At 33.4% G+C, this 13761-nt stretch carries 15 protein-coding genes; 11 read left to right on the top strand and 4 right to left on the bottom strand.

Annotated elements, in window-relative coordinates; all coding sequences use genetic code 11:
- Positions 1-14: 14 nt before the first annotated feature.
- The 11 genes from CVS89_RS05175 to CVS89_RS05125 are packed head-to-tail and all read left to right on the top strand — an operon-like array spanning position 15 to position 11117.
- Positions 15-1535: a C4-dicarboxylate ABC transporter gene (locus CVS89_RS05175; RefSeq protein ID WP_107847893.1), complete on the top strand. Its 1521-nt coding sequence runs from the start codon at positions 15-17 to the stop codon at positions 1533-1535.
- Positions 1532-2179 (top strand): hypothetical protein, encoded by a 648-nt coding sequence (locus CVS89_RS05170; RefSeq protein ID WP_021086212.1) that lies wholly within the window; start codon positions 1532-1534, stop codon positions 2177-2179. Before CVS89_RS05175 ends, CVS89_RS05170 begins: the two co-directional genes overlap by 4 nt.
- The gene (locus CVS89_RS05165) at positions 2179-2592 is read left to right on the top strand and encodes a hypothetical protein (protein WP_103589670.1); all 414 of its coding nucleotides are present in this window, start codon (positions 2179-2181) and stop codon (positions 2590-2592) included. Before CVS89_RS05170 ends, CVS89_RS05165 begins: the two co-directional genes overlap by 1 nt.
- Positions 2570-4096 (top strand): pilus (MSHA type) biogenesis protein MshL, encoded by a 1527-nt coding sequence (mshL, locus tag CVS89_RS05160; protein WP_107847892.1) that lies wholly within the window; start codon positions 2570-2572, stop codon positions 4094-4096. The genes CVS89_RS05165 and mshL overlap by 23 nt, the downstream gene beginning before the upstream one ends.
- Positions 4089-4916 (top strand): ATP-binding protein, encoded by an 828-nt coding sequence (locus CVS89_RS05155; RefSeq protein WP_107847891.1) that lies wholly within the window; start codon positions 4089-4091, stop codon positions 4914-4916. Before mshL ends, CVS89_RS05155 begins: the two co-directional genes overlap by 8 nt.
- Positions 4909-5802: a transformation system protein gene (locus tag CVS89_RS05150; protein WP_107847890.1), complete on the top strand. Its 894-nt coding sequence runs from the start codon at positions 4909-4911 to the stop codon at positions 5800-5802. The genes CVS89_RS05155 and CVS89_RS05150 overlap by 8 nt, the downstream gene beginning before the upstream one ends.
- The gene (locus CVS89_RS05145; RefSeq protein WP_107847889.1) at positions 5799-6338 is read left to right on the top strand and encodes a hypothetical protein; all 540 of its coding nucleotides are present in this window, start codon (positions 5799-5801) and stop codon (positions 6336-6338) included. Before CVS89_RS05150 ends, CVS89_RS05145 begins: the two co-directional genes overlap by 4 nt.
- A gap of 7 nt (positions 6339-6345) precedes the next feature.
- Positions 6346-8097, top strand: coding sequence for a GspE/PulE family protein (locus tag CVS89_RS05140; RefSeq protein WP_107847888.1), 1752 nt, complete (start codon positions 6346-6348; stop codon positions 8095-8097).
- Positions 8094-9332 (top strand): type II secretion system F family protein, encoded by a 1239-nt coding sequence (locus tag CVS89_RS05135; RefSeq protein ID WP_103605647.1) that lies wholly within the window; start codon positions 8094-8096, stop codon positions 9330-9332. The genes CVS89_RS05140 and CVS89_RS05135 overlap by 4 nt, the downstream gene beginning before the upstream one ends.
- 22 nt (positions 9333-9354) lie before the next feature.
- On the top strand, positions 9355-9855 hold the full coding sequence (locus tag CVS89_RS05130) for a PAS domain-containing protein (protein ID WP_021086181.1): 501 nt from the start codon (positions 9355-9357) through the stop codon (positions 9853-9855).
- Positions 9856-9857: 2 nt separating this feature from the next.
- The gene (locus tag CVS89_RS05125; RefSeq protein WP_107847887.1) at positions 9858-11117 is read left to right on the top strand and encodes a methyl-accepting chemotaxis protein; all 1260 of its coding nucleotides are present in this window, start codon (positions 9858-9860) and stop codon (positions 11115-11117) included.
- 11 nt (positions 11118-11128) lie between these two features.
- Here CVS89_RS05125 and CVS89_RS05120 read toward each other — a convergent pair whose 3' ends face one another.
- Genes CVS89_RS05120 through CVS89_RS05105 form a run of 4 tightly spaced genes read right to left on the bottom strand, consistent with a single transcriptional unit; the run spans position 11129 to position 13661 of the window.
- Positions 11129-11626, bottom strand: coding sequence for a SixA phosphatase family protein (locus tag CVS89_RS05120; RefSeq protein ID WP_107847886.1), 498 nt, complete (start codon positions 11624-11626; stop codon positions 11129-11131).
- Positions 11623-12435: a ferritin-like domain-containing protein gene (locus CVS89_RS05115; protein WP_103613045.1), complete on the bottom strand. Its 813-nt coding sequence runs from the start codon at positions 12433-12435 to the stop codon at positions 11623-11625. Before CVS89_RS05115 ends, CVS89_RS05120 begins: the two co-directional genes overlap by 4 nt.
- Positions 12422-12997 carry a rhomboid family intramembrane serine protease gene (locus CVS89_RS05110; RefSeq protein ID WP_107847885.1) on the bottom strand — a complete coding sequence of 192 codons (576 nt, stop codon included), beginning with the start codon at positions 12995-12997 and terminating at the stop codon, positions 12422-12424. Before CVS89_RS05110 ends, CVS89_RS05115 begins: the two co-directional genes overlap by 14 nt.
- On the bottom strand, positions 12981-13661 hold the full coding sequence (locus tag CVS89_RS05105; RefSeq protein WP_107847884.1) for an NlpC/P60 family protein: 681 nt from the start codon (positions 13659-13661) through the stop codon (positions 12981-12983). Before CVS89_RS05105 ends, CVS89_RS05110 begins: the two co-directional genes overlap by 17 nt.
- Positions 13662-13761 lie beyond the last annotated feature (100 nt).

The raw sequence follows: 13761 nt of genomic DNA, 5'->3' as shown, positions 1-13761 counted from the left end.
TAGAGGTTAAATTTATGTTAAAACTTGGAAAAACTAACGATACTCCAATTGTTACCCTAAATCCTTACGAATACGAAGGTTTTAGATTTTATAACAGTGCTGTTGATGCACTAAGCCTCTCAAAAAATGTTTCTAAACATGATTTTTTTATATCTTATATCGAATACAAAGATATCATAACAGCTACCTTTAATATATCAAGAACAACAGACGATGATGACCTTGAAAATATTATATCTGTTAAAATTTATGAAGAACTTTCTCTTGACCCAGCAATTGACTACAAAATAGTATATTTTGAAAGCAAAGTAAATACTGAAGAGAGAATTTTTAATGTATTTATTATAGCTAATGAAACGATAAACAAAATATTTAAAAATATTTCTAAAAGAGTTAGTTTTATCGATTATGTCGCCGTAGAACCACTTTTATATGGTGCTATTTACAAAAAAGGCTTGCTTCCAAGTACACAAACCGACTGCTTTTTAACAATTAGAGCCGATGAAGCTTTCGTGAGCATATATGTGAATGGAGAATATCTAACTTCAAGAAGCATAAGATATACATTAAATTACCTAAGAGATAAATTTGTAGAGCAAAGTGGTGAAAGAATAAGCAGTGATAAGTTTGCAGATATTTTAAAAACAAAAGGACTTGTCGACAAAGAAGAAGAAGGTTTTAATTATGATTTAAATACTATTTTTGAAGACTGTATTTTTTATGTTAATGATACAATCAATATCATCAATAGAATTTATAATGTTAATACAAAAAATATTTTTATTGACTGTGACTACAAGATCGAACATCTTGAGAAATTTATAAATACAAAACTTGACATTAATGTTGTAAAGTTAAACACAAATACTACTATAAATTCTAAGAATTTAAAAATTACCGAACGACACAATATAATGGCTTTATATGCAAGATTTTATGAAAAAGAAGGCTTTAATGCTGATTTCAATTTTTCAAATATGCTTAGGCCAGACCCATTTACAAAAAGAAAAAGTGGAAAATTTATTCTGACATGTGCTGCAGCTTTTTGTTTAAGCATGCTTTATCCATTATATAATTATATTGCTGGTGAGATTTTAGATAAAGATTCGCAAAGACTAAACGATGAGCTTAGTGTGCTTAATGCACAAGCAACTCAAATAAAAAATACTCTTGCAAGATTAAAAAAAGAGCAAGATGAAGTCAAAACACTAACCGTAAAAGAAGAGGAAAGACTAAATTTTAGAAAAGGTTTATTGCAAGAAATTGAAAATAAAAAAGATAATTACGCAATGAAAGGTTTAAATCTTTTTGAAATTACCGATATGATAAATGACAATGGCGTTTTTATAACAAATATTGCAAATAATGATAGAAATTTAACCATAACTACCGTAAGCGATAATGAGAAGAGGATAACTCAGTTGATAAAAGACATCAGTAAAATGCCAAAATATTCGGTAAATACTAAAAAAATCAAAGAAGATAAACGAAATAACGAATACGAAAGCAATATAAGTATAGAGATAAGACAATGAGACAAGATATTTTAAGTAAATTAGATAATTATTTTGATACAAAAAAGCAAAGCGAAGTAAGCATAATCTTCTTTGGATCAGCTTTGGTTATTGTATATATTGTTTACATGCTTTGCTTTGACCCATCACAAAATTTCTATGATGAAAAGCTTGATGCCCACACAAGAGTAAGTAGTGAGCTTTCTAAAACAAGAGATTATTTGACATCAGTTAGCTCGCCAGATGGTGATAGAAATTTTAAAATAAACGAAGAAACAAAAAACTTAGAAGTTCTAAAAAACAGATATGCTAATGTTCTAAAATTTAATGGATATTTTGATGCCAAGTTAAAAGAGTTATCATTTTTGCTTTTTAATGATCAAAATTGGGCAAATTTTCTAGATAATATTGTTCTTTTGGCAAAGCAAAATAATATAAAAATTTTAGAGCTTAAAAGTGATATTAAAGAGCCAAATTTGCAAAAGATCGAACAAATTTTAAATATTGACTTAACATTTTTGGGTGGTTTTAAAGATATGCTTTCATATATAAATAGCCTAGAAGAGTCGAAACTCGTAGTAGATCTTCACAAGATGGATGTAAACTCTACACAAAAAGATCTTGGAGCTAAGATATCAATATCTGTTTGGGGGATGAAATACTAATGAAAAGAGGTATTTTGTTAGCATTTTTATCATTTAGTGTAATATGTGCTAATCAGTTTCAAAACGAAACAAGTTCTTATGATAAAATTTTTGAAAAGATAAAAGAAAAAAGAAGTGGTCTAAATGCTATTGAGCTTGCAAGCGTTAAAGATCCTTTTAAACAAGAATCTTTAAAACCAAAAGTTGATCAAAATAGATCAAACGAGTACCAATCTTCAAGAGGTCTTAGTCTAAAAGCAATATTACTTAATAAGGCAAATATTAATTCAAAGTGGTATAGTGTTGGAGACATCGTTGATGAGTATAAACTAACCGCTGTTACAAGAAATAGTGTTGTTTTAATAAAAGGCGACGAGAAACAAGAGCTAACTTTAAAAAATGGAAGTAAAAATGTTGGGATCAAAATTAAATAAATTATTTATAGTTGCTGCACTGGCATGCTTAAGTATAAATTTTGCAGATGCAAGACCAAGCAGTTGTTTAAGTAAAAACTTTAGTATGAAAATTTCAGATGATGTTGCCCTTGGAGACGTACTAAATCAACTTTCTGAAATGTGTGACTTTAGTATAGTAGCCAAAGATGCATATAGTAAAACAGAGCTAAATGATAAGGTCTTTGGCGTAAACATTAGAAATATGAACTTAAGTGAAGTTTTTGACCTACTTTTGAGTGAAAAAAATTTAAGCTATGAATTTTCAAACAATGTCCTAAAAATATCTTCATTAAAAACTCAAATTTTCAAACTTGATTATATAACTTCAATAAGGGAAGGAACTGCTGTAACTCAAGCATCTGTTGATGCTACTCCATCTGAGGTCTCTACAAGCTCAAGTAGCAGTTCATCTAATGCTCAAAGCGATAGCTCGTCACAAGGCTCAAGTAACCTCATAAAAACAACTGAAAGATTTGATTTCTGGGAAAAACTTGACGCTGAATTAAAAGCTATTTTAAATAATAGCAGCGAACATATCACAGCGCCTGATCCTATAATAAATCAAAACGCTGGCCTTATTACAGTAACAGCTACACCTTCTCAACTTAAACGTGTAGAAAAGTACATAGCTGAAATGCAAAAAAGACTTAAAAAACAAGTCATTATCGACGTTTCTATAATATCAGTGGAGCTAAACAATGAGTATAAACAAGGGGTTGACTGGAGCAAATTTGAGCTTGGATTTAATACATATATAGGCAATTCAAGTAGTAATGGAAGCTCTGGTGCAAATTGGACAAACAAGGGCAATAGCCTAAGTGATGGCTTTGGCCGCACGTTAAATATTGCTGCAAATTTAAATTTTAGTCTTGATGGTATGATAAATTTTCTTGAGACAAATGGTAAAACAAAGGTCATCTCAAGTCCAAAAGTAACTACACTAAATAACCAACAAGCTCTTATTTCAGTTGGTGATAATATCAACTACAGAGTTCAAGAGCAAACAGATAGTGGTAACAGCAATAGCGATAGGCTAACAACTACATATAAACAATACTCAGTATTTATCGGCATCTTGTTAAATCTACTACCAGAAGTATCTGACAATAACAAAATCATGCTTCGCATCAACCCATCACTTAGCAACTTTAAATACAGCGAAGACGACACAAGACAAAACGCATTAAGAGAGATAGCTCCTGATACAGTACAGAAAAAGCTCTCAACTGTTGTTCAAGTCGATAGTGGAGATACAATAATACTTGGCGGTCTAATAGGCCAAACAAAAGGTAAAAATAATACATCTGTGCCTATTCTTTCAGATATTCCTCTTATAGGCAATGCTTTTAAAAGCACAAGAGATAGCGTAAAAACAACTGAGCTTATCTTTGTTATTACGCCACATGTAGTTGATCTTGAAGATAAAAAGCCAATAGGCCAATCACTAAAAGACTTAGGTTTTTCTAAATCTATCTATGAGTAACGAAAACATTTATACTCATATAAAAGATCTCTTTATAAACGAAGACGAAGTGAGCGACTTTGTAAATTTAGACAATTCAATAGCTTGCTATAATAAAATAGTTTCAGCTTTAAAAAAACCGCTAAAGCTTATTTTGTTTTATGGCAAACCAGGAAGCGGAAAAACATTTTTACTAAACAAAATAGCATCTGATCTAAAAGAAGATAAAAGGTTAATCTTTTTCCCACATCCATTTTTTAGCGAAACTTCTTTTATAGAAGCAATTAGTAAAGAAATTTATGGTAGTACATTAGATAATATAGATAATTTTGAGAACTTCATCACACACTATTCTAGAAATTTTAACAATAAAGATGAAATCTTACAAAATCAAACAGTAGTTATATTGGACGAGGCACAGCTTTATCCAACTGAACTTATTGAAAAAATAAGACTTATGGCTGACACCAGGATGTTTAAGTTTCTTTTTACGATACATAAAACCGAAAATGAAGATGTGTTGGCAAAGGACTATTTTCAAACAAGGATTTGGGAAAGCATTGAGCTTGGAAGTGCAAATACAAACGAGATCATCGTCTACTTGCAAAGAAAACTAGAACAAAAAGGATATGAAAAATATCTAAAATTTCAAAAAAAAGACTACGACAAAGCCTATGAGCTTTGCTCTGGAAATTTACGTACGCTAAATAAGATCATGTATAAATTCTATGAGATTTGTGAGTTTTACGAGCAAAACCAGCCATCAAAACTAAGTGATGAAAATGCAAATATCAGAATTTTAACCATGTCGGCACTTGACGCAGGACTGATAAATGCTTGAAATACAAGAAATTCAAAGACTAGAAAAACTCTACGAAGAGTATGAAAAAAAGAACAAACCTAATCCTTTAAAATTTCTTATAACTGGTAAAAATTCCAAATTTTTGGTTATTGAAATTTTTGCAATCATTGTGTTGCTTATAATTTTGATATTTTTAAGCAGCAAAAAAGAAAACAAGCAAAGCCCTACTTCAGCAGTAATAGAGAAAAATTTAACAGTAGCTCCACCAAAAACAAAAGAGCAAAATTTAACTATACTAGAAATAAATACAAGCAAAAATGCTTTAGAAAATGGAAAACAAAAAAGCGAACAAGCCAAAGAGAGATTTGAGGCTGAAAAAAAGCAAGATGAGCTAGCTGAAAAAATAGCCAAAAAATTAGAACAATCAATAAAACTAAACGAAGACAATAAAGAACAAGAATCTACCAAAAAACAAAGAGCTGGCGGTGGCTGGCTAAAACTAAATATGCCAAGCGATGATGAAAATGTTCAAAATGAGCAGTCTTATGCGCAGCCTCTACCAAGCGAAGAGACAATAGAACTAGAACCAAAGACAAAACCTAAGATTGACATTCAAATTTCAAATGCAAATGATGAAATTTCAATATTAAAAGATAAATTTAACAAAAATAAAAATGTCAAAAATGCACTCGATATAGCAAAAAAATGTTACGAAGAAAAAAGATATAGTGATGCTATAAAATGGGCTTTAACGGCAAATGATATAGATAGTAGCTCTGAAGAATCATGGATTATATTCGCAAAAGCAAAATATATGTTAAAACAAAAAGATGATGCGCTACGCGCACTAATGGAGTATAACAAAAAGATAAACAAACCAGTCATAAATGAGCTTATAAAAAAGATAAAAAGTGACACGCTGTGAAATTTTTAATACTAATATTTTTAGCAACCAACGCCTTTGCTCTTGGCAGTGTCGAGATAAAAGGTTATTTTGAAAAAGGTGAATACACTAAAATTTGCAATCAAAAAGTGCAAGACTTTCTAAAAGACTCACAAAACGAAGAACTTCTTAATATATTTGGCATATCTTGTTTAAAAATTAACGATATAGATAGACTTGCACTACCAGCAAGCAAACTATCTAGAACACAAACATCAAGGGAAAATGCAGCGTATTTTGCAGATATCTTGTTTAAAAAAAAGCTACTACTGCATGCTCTTTTAGACGGAACTGATATAAGCTATATTAGACTTCCAAAGAGCGATTATATACTCTCATTTATATTTGATAAATTTGTGAAAAAAGAGTACGTTGAAGAACTTGGTACGTTTATTTTTGAAGAGCCAAACTCAGATACAAGATATGAGCTTAATACATCTTTTGGTGCAAATTCTCCAAAAATGATTTTAAAAATTTTCAAAAATGACGATCTTACTTTGCAGATTGAGTATAGGTAGATAGCAAATGAACAACTTGGAAAATTTAATATTAAAAGCATTAGAACAACTTAATAAACTTAATAGCGAGCAAATTTCAAATCTCGTTGAGATAAAAGAAGCTAACTCAAAAAGTCTATTAAGCATCTTGATAAATGAACATATAGTTGATGAAGAGACTTTTTTTGACGTATTATCTGATATTTATAGAAGAGGAAATGCTGATATAGATGATATCTCTACTGATCTTCAAGTAGATCAAAAACGCTTTATAGAGCATGTTTGTAAAAAATTTAAGATAACTTTTTTTGATCTTGATGATATCGACATCGACTACCGCATCAGTGAAAAACTAAGTACTGCTCAGCTAAAAACATATAGCGCGATCCCAGTAAAAGAAGACGAGATAAGTGTATATGTTGCTTTTAAAAATCCATTTGATGTTATCGCTCAAGACAAAGTGCAAAATTTATTCAATAGGAAGCTATTAAAAGTTGCATGTGCCGATCCAGCACAAATAGAAAAATATATAAATAAAGTAGCTCTTAATGAGAGCATAAAAGATGTCGTTGCAGAGATCAGAAGAGAGCTTTCAAGCTCGGCTAGTCAAGGTCAAAACACTGAAAACTCTGGAATTTTAAAGCTAATAGAGATCATCTTAAAAACATCTATCCAAAGCAGAGCCAGCGACATCCACATCGAGCCAACCGAGACAAACTGCATCGTAAGAAGCAGGATCGATGGTATGCTAAGCGAAACATTTATATTTGATAAAGATATCTATCCGCCGATGGTTAGCCGTATGAAGCTACTTTCAAATATGGACATTGCAGAACGCCGTCGCCCACAAGATGGTAGATTTTCAGCTCAAATTTTAGACAAAGAGTATGATTTTCGTATCTCGACGCTACCTATCTTAAATGGCGAAAGTATAGTTTTAAGAATTTTGGATAAGTCAAAGGTTATCATAAACCTCGAAGACCTAGGCATGCACCCAGACAACTTTGCTAAATTTAAAAAGAGTATGAAAGCGCCTTATGGCATCATCCTAGTCACTGGCCCAACGGGATCAGGAAAGACGACGACGCTTTATGGTGCGCTAAATGATATAAAGAGCATAAAAACTAAGATCATCACCGTTGAAGACCCGGTTGAGTATCAGCTAAATATGATCCAGCAGGTGCATGTAAATGAGAAGTCTGGACTTACCTTTGTTTCAGCGCTCCGCTCTATTTTGAGGCAAGACCCTGACGTCATAATGATAGGTGAGATCAGGGATCAAGAGACGCTTCGCATAGCGATACAAGCGGCACTTACTGGCCACCTTGTCTTTTCTACCCTTCACACAAACGACGCCATTAGCGCACTTCCTCGTATGATCGACATGGGTATCGAGCCATATCTAGTAAGCGGTGCACTCGTTTGCATAGAGGCTCAAAGGCTTGTTAGAAAGCTCTGCCCACACTGCAAACAAAAGATCACACTATCTCAAAAGGCGTTTGACGAGGTTAAGAAATTTGTCCCTGAAAACTACCAGTTTTACAAAAGCGTCGGATGTCCGCAATGCTCACAAACAGGGTATCTAGGACGTGAGATGATAAGTGAAATTTTGCCTATTAGTGACCATATAGCAAGTATGGTTGCAAATGGTGCTTCTAAAGATGAGCTTAAAAGCGTTGCTTACGAAGAGGGCTTTATAGATATGTTTCATGATGGCGTCATAAGAGCAGCAAATGGCATAACCACGCTTGAAGAAGTTTATAGGGTTGCTAAGATATGAAATTTTACGAGATAGAATACATAAAAGACGGCAAACGTCAGAAGATGAGTTTAAAAGCAAATAGCAAAAACGACATAAAAGATCGTGCAAAAGTTGCTGGTATGATCGTAAAGATTAAAGAGACTCAAACTTCAACTATAAATGATGGTTTTTTAGATCTACAAGAAAAATTTACTAAGCTTTTTTCATCTGCAAAAGTAAAAATTCCTGCCTTAGTTGCCACCATAAGGCAGCTTAGCGTTATGACAAATGCTGGTATCTCAATACATGATAGTATCAAAGAGACAGCAAGTGCCACCGAAGATAAAAGACTAAAAGAGATATTTCAAACAATAGATGAAGATCTAAACCAAGGAGCAAGCCTAACTCAAAGTATAGAAAATTTTCAAGAAGAGCTTGGTGATGTCACTGTAGCTATGATAAGACTTGGTGAGAGTACTGGTAATATGGCTGACGCGCTTACAAAGCTTGCCTCTATCTTGCAAGAAGTTTGGGACAATCAGCAAAAATTTAAAAAAGCGATTCGTTATCCTATAACTGTTATTTGTGCTATTGTGCTAGCTTTTATTATATTAATGACATCAGTTGTACCGCAATTTCGTGAAATTTTTGAGCAGCTAAATGCCGAACTGCCACTTCCAACTAAAATTTTATTAAATATCGAATATGCTATGAGTCATTATGGCATATATATCATCGCAGTTCTTATCATTTTTGCAATCTTATTAAGAAAATACTATGTAAGTGATGAAAATTTTAGAGATAGGATTGATAAATATCTACTAAAAGTTTATCTAATAGGTAAAATAATATTTTTTGCAAATATGAGTAGATTTAATCTAATATTTACAGAGCTTGTGCGCGCTGGCCTTCCTATCGCCGACGCATTAGATACTGCTGTTGTAACTGTGTCAAACCAAGACATAAGAAACAAGCTTACTGGAGTTAAAGTATTAGTTGGGCGTGGTGTAAGCTTAACAGAAGCTTTTAGACAGACTGGACTTTATGAAGGTATGCTAATACAGATGATAAGCGCAGGAGAGCAAAGTGGTAGTTTAGATGATATGACTGGAAAAGTTACTGATTATTACAGGATGAAATTTAATGATATAATCGACAATATTTCAAATTATATCGAGCCAATTTTGCTAGTGTTTATAGCTGCAATGGTGCTTTTGCTAGCCCTTGGTATATTTATGCCGATGTGGGATATGGCAAAAGCTGTTAAAAATTAATTTTAGACGACAAAGGAGTAAAATGTCTATAGAAAAAGAATTTAGTGTTGATGAAAACGCATTTTTAGTTTCAAAAACTGACCCAAAAGGAAGGATCACTTATTGTAACGAGCCGTTTTTAAATATAGTAGGAGCTAAACAAGGTGATCTTTTAGGCAAACCACACAATATCATAAGGCATCCTGATATGCCAAGAGTTGTTTTTAAAATGCTTTGGGATAGAGTACAAAATAAAGAAGAAATTTTTGCCTTTATAAAAAATAAAAGTTTTAATGGAGGATTTTACTGGGTCTTTGGAAACATAACAGCATCGCTTGATCAACAAGACAATATAGTTGGTTATTATTCTGTTAGACGCAAACCAAATCCAAAAGCTATAGAGGTAATAAAGCCTCTTTATACAAAATTGCTTGAATTAGAGCGCGATGGTGGTATTGAAGCATCTAAAAAGTACTTATTAAATTTCTTTGAAGAGAAATCAACTAGTTATGATGAATTTATAAATAACTTGCAAAGGTTTTAAAAATGTTTAAGAAAAGATCAAATGCAATAAGTGAAATTTTAGACGTTGTTAAATCAGCAAGAAATGGTGTGCTAGAGCCTCGCATAGTAAATGTTGGCGAAAAAGACGAGATGTATGAAATCGCTCTTGGCATAAATGATCTATTAGATCAGGTAGAAGCTCTTCAACGTGAGATCGCAACCTCCATCCAAGCTGCCCAAGAGTCAAAAACGTATAGAAATATATTTACAGAAGGTTTTAGGGGCGCATTTAAGCGAAATGCTGTGTCTATGAGCAATGGCGTTATTGGTATCAAAGAGGGACAAAAAAGCAAAATTAGAGGCATACTTTCGAGTGAACTTGATAAACTTGGAAACGGCATAAATGGCATAAATGATGTTAGAAATGACCTAAATGAAAGCATTAAAAATTTGAGCCTAACAGCAGCAGATGCTGGCCAAACAGCACAGGTTGCTAAAGAAAATATGTCAAACATTACGATACTTAGCCAAAATATGGGACAGCTTGATGATTTAGTACAAAGCTGCACAAATGCTACAAGTATGCTAAGCACTAGAGCTTCTGAGATAAGCTCGGTCTTAAATTTAATAAAAGATATTGCCGATCAAACAAATCTACTAGCGCTTAATGCAGCCATTGAAGCAGCACGTGCAGGAGAGCACGGACGTGGCTTTGCAGTCGTTGCTGATGAGGTTAGAAAACTGGCTGAAAATACGCAAAAAGCTGCAAGTGATATCGAAGTAAACATAAAAACACTTCAACAAGAAGTAAACGGCATCGATGAAAATTCTAAAAAAATAGATGAGATATCAAAGCTAACTACACAAAATGTTGAGAATTTCAAAAAGGTATTAAGCGAATTCAATATAAATGCACAAAATACAGCACAAACATCAAAATATGTTGAAAATAAAACCTTTGCAATAATTGCAAAAATTTCTCAAATAGCTTATAAAACTAGGGCATATTCCGATGTTATAAATGAACAAGGATATGATGAGGAGATACAAAATTTAGCTCAAGGTCTAGCAGATTGGTATGAAAATGATAGTATTAAAGAGCATAAGCTTGATAAAAATTTCATCAAATCACAAGAGCTGACAACATCTCTAAACAATGAAATTAAATATTTACTTGAAAAATCAGCTACAGGATATAATGAACAAAATTTGAACTATTTTGTAGAAGAATTTAAAAAGATAGAAAAATTAAGCGAGCAAATTTTCGCCTCTTATAATAATATCTTTGGCAAACAAAACTAATTTTATTTAGCTTATCTTTGATGTTTCTTTGGGTGGTCAAAAAACAAAGCTTTTGCACTGCCCTCTTTTAGCTCTTTAAATTCAGACTCAAACTCAATGCAAAAAATGCCTGACGTTGGGATATTATCGATCGATGAGTCGCTTAGATATTCGCAAATTTCTGTTATGCTTGGATTGTGCGTGATGATGAAAATTTCATCTAAATTTTTGTCTAAATTTCTTACAAATTCCAACAGATCTTCAAAGCTTATGTCGTAAAGCTCATCTTTTATCTCTATGGATTTTTCTTTAAATTTTAAAGTTTTAGCGATGATTTTTGCTGTTTGCTCGCATCTTTTAGCACTGCTTGAAAAGATAGCTCCTGGCATCACATCATACATTTTTAGCCTGCTGGCCATAAATTTAGCGTCCTCTTTGCCTTTCTGGCTAAGCTCTCTTGAAGCATCTTTTGCGCCGTCTTTGTTCTCATCAACTGCTTTTGCGTGCCTTATGAAGTAAATTTTGCTCATGATCTCTCCTTTGAGAAATTCTTTATCCAACTAAGCTCTTCCTTGCTAAATCCAGCCTTTAAGCGGTCCTTTTCGTTGATATCTCTAATGCTTTTAAATGAATTTGGATATAAATTTAAGATGATGTCAAAGTAGCTTTTCTCATCGACGCCCTCTTTTTTGCAGGCAAATTTAAACCACTTATCACCCTTATAAACGTGAGAGACTTCCTCTTTTAAGATGACTTTTAGGCACTCTATGAGCTCTTCTTGCCCGCCCTCAGCTTCTAGCCTTTTGATGATGTGAGCGTTTGCATCAAGCCCGTTTGCCTCCATATATCTTGGTAGTAGCGCCATGCGGCTAGTAAGCCTATCTGAAGTCTTTTGAAGTGCGATAAATAGGCCATCATGCACGCTTAGCTCACCGTATCTGCCGCCCTGCTTTGTGAGTAAATTTTCTATCATGCAAAAGTGCCTGATCTCATCCTCAGCCACCTCCAACCAGTCCTCGTAAAACTCCCTTGGCAGCCCTCTAAATCTATAACAAGCATCAAGCGCGATGTCAATGGCGCTAAACTCGATGTGAGCGACCGAGTGAATAAAATTTAGGTTTTTATCTTTTGGTTTTACCTTTTTGTTTAGCTCTTTCATGCTAACGACGTCGCAAAATTTAGTGTAGCATGGGGTAGTTAGCTCATTTGGCGCAGAAATTTCATCAAAACAAATATCTAAATTTGATCTAAATTTCTCGTAAAACAGCTCAAATTTTAAAAATTTAAGCTCCACGTCGCCCTCGTTTAAAATGTCCCAGATCTCATCAAAAAATCTCATCTGCTCTCTTTAAGTAAAATTTAGCATACAAACAGCCAATGCCCCAGCCTATAAAATGCGCGTACCATGCGACATTTATGCCTATAAGTAGCGGCAAAAAGCTCATGGCAACAACGATAGCAAAGTAGCCAAACCACGCCTTTTTATCTGAGTAAAGCACCGAGGTCGCCAGCATGCCAAAGAGCATACACAAAGCGCCGCTTGCACCGACTAAATTTATAAATTTCTCATTTTCAAATGCAAAATATATATAAATAAAGCTTAAAATTTGCGTCAAAACGCCGCCAACAATATAAAAAATGATAAATTTTTTCGTGCCAAGATATAGCTCACTCATCGTGCCAACTTGATATAAAAAGATCATATTCATGAGCAAGTGACCTGTGCCTGCGTGCATAAAGATAGATGTGAGGGGCTGAAATAAATAGAGTTTTTCTAAAAAATAGATGTTTAAACCAAGCGCGAGCCATAGCTCACGCGAGTGCAAAAAGGTGATACCAAAAAATGCAGCTAAATTTAAAAGGATAAGTGCAAATGTAGCTGTGCTACTTAGCTTTGCCATATCCAGCAAATCTGTTTGCCGCTAGGCAGCTAGCGTTTGAGCACCTTACAACGTAGCTATTTATCTCTTTGTCGCCCTTTAGATGCGTATTTTTTTGTTTTAAATTCATATAGCTGTGGATGATCCTGCCGCCAGAGTTGTGGATAAATTTGACCGTCTCATCTGGGAGTATGGCCGTTACGATGCCGACGTGAGTGACGTTTTTCTTGTCTTTATTTTTTTGTATGCCTTTACCAAGGGTGTTTGAAAAGAAGATAAGATCGCCTTTTTTTGGATTTTTATGAGTGATCAAATTTTGGCTTTCATAGAAGTTGTAGATGGCTTTTGACTTTCTGCCACCCTTGCTGTAGTAGTTATTGATAGTTTTTTCATCAAAATACATATTTTTATATTTTGCATTAACGATAGAGACGAAGCCTGAGCAGTCGCCCCCTGCTCTAGTATTTAAGTATTTTTTAAAAAATGAACCAAATTCTTTATCAGCTCTGTCGTCATCTTCGTCGAAAAGCTCACCAGAAGCTTGCCTGCTAAAGTCTTCGTTTGTAGAAGCAGTTTGATTGTAGTCATTTTGTGGGATTTTAGGCTCGTTTGAAGTGAAAGAACAACCTGTAAAAAGTGCGATACAAAGTGCAAAAAATATTCTTTTATTTATTAAACTTAACATATTTTTATCCAAAATAATTAATTTTCGTAATTTTAACTCTTAAATGTAAATAAAGCGAAAATAGCGCCCTGTTTTCTTTACTCTAAGTTTAAAAACAATA

This window comes from Campylobacter concisus, from assembly GCF_003048615.2.
Classification (GTDB): domain Bacteria; phylum Campylobacterota; class Campylobacteria; order Campylobacterales; family Campylobacteraceae; genus Campylobacter_A; species Campylobacter_A concisus_C.
This window is presented reverse-complemented; position numbering and strand designations above follow the sequence as displayed.

What these genes read in the sequence shown, in the direction of transcription:
- CVS89_RS05120 (WP_107847886.1), bottom strand. Translation starts at nt 11,626, where the DNA reads ATGAGCAAAATTTACTTCATAAGGCACGCAAAAGCAGTTGATGAGAAC.
- CVS89_RS05165 (WP_103589670.1), top strand. Translation starts at nt 2,179, where the DNA reads ATGAAAAGAGGTATTTTGTTAGCATTTTTATCATTTAGTGTAATATGT.
- CVS89_RS05170 (WP_021086212.1), top strand. Translation starts at nt 1,532, where the DNA reads ATGAGACAAGATATTTTAAGTAAATTAGATAATTATTTTGATACAAAA.
- CVS89_RS05110 (WP_107847885.1), bottom strand. Translation starts at nt 12,997, where the DNA reads ATGGCAAAGCTAAGTAGCACAGCTACATTTGCACTTATCCTTTTAAAT.
- CVS89_RS05105 (WP_107847884.1), bottom strand. Translation starts at nt 13,661, where the DNA reads ATGTTAAGTTTAATAAATAAAAGAATATTTTTTGCACTTTGTATCGCA.
- CVS89_RS05175 (WP_107847893.1), top strand. Translation starts at nt 15, where the DNA reads ATGTTAAAACTTGGAAAAACTAACGATACTCCAATTGTTACCCTAAAT.
- CVS89_RS05140 (WP_107847888.1), top strand. Translation starts at nt 6,346, where the DNA reads ATGAACAACTTGGAAAATTTAATATTAAAAGCATTAGAACAACTTAAT.
- CVS89_RS05115 (WP_103613045.1), bottom strand. Translation starts at nt 12,435, where the DNA reads ATGAGATTTTTTGATGAGATCTGGGACATTTTAAACGAGGGCGACGTG.
- CVS89_RS05155 (WP_107847891.1), top strand. Translation starts at nt 4,089, where the DNA reads ATGAGTAACGAAAACATTTATACTCATATAAAAGATCTCTTTATAAAC.
- CVS89_RS05135 (WP_103605647.1), top strand. Translation starts at nt 8,094, where the DNA reads ATGAAATTTTACGAGATAGAATACATAAAAGACGGCAAACGTCAGAAG.
- CVS89_RS05130 (WP_021086181.1), top strand. Translation starts at nt 9,355, where the DNA reads ATGTCTATAGAAAAAGAATTTAGTGTTGATGAAAACGCATTTTTAGTT.
- mshL (WP_107847892.1), top strand. Translation starts at nt 2,570, where the DNA reads ATGTTGGGATCAAAATTAAATAAATTATTTATAGTTGCTGCACTGGCA.
- CVS89_RS05150 (WP_107847890.1), top strand. Translation starts at nt 4,909, where the DNA reads ATGCTTGAAATACAAGAAATTCAAAGACTAGAAAAACTCTACGAAGAG.
- CVS89_RS05125 (WP_107847887.1), top strand. Translation starts at nt 9,858, where the DNA reads ATGTTTAAGAAAAGATCAAATGCAATAAGTGAAATTTTAGACGTTGTT.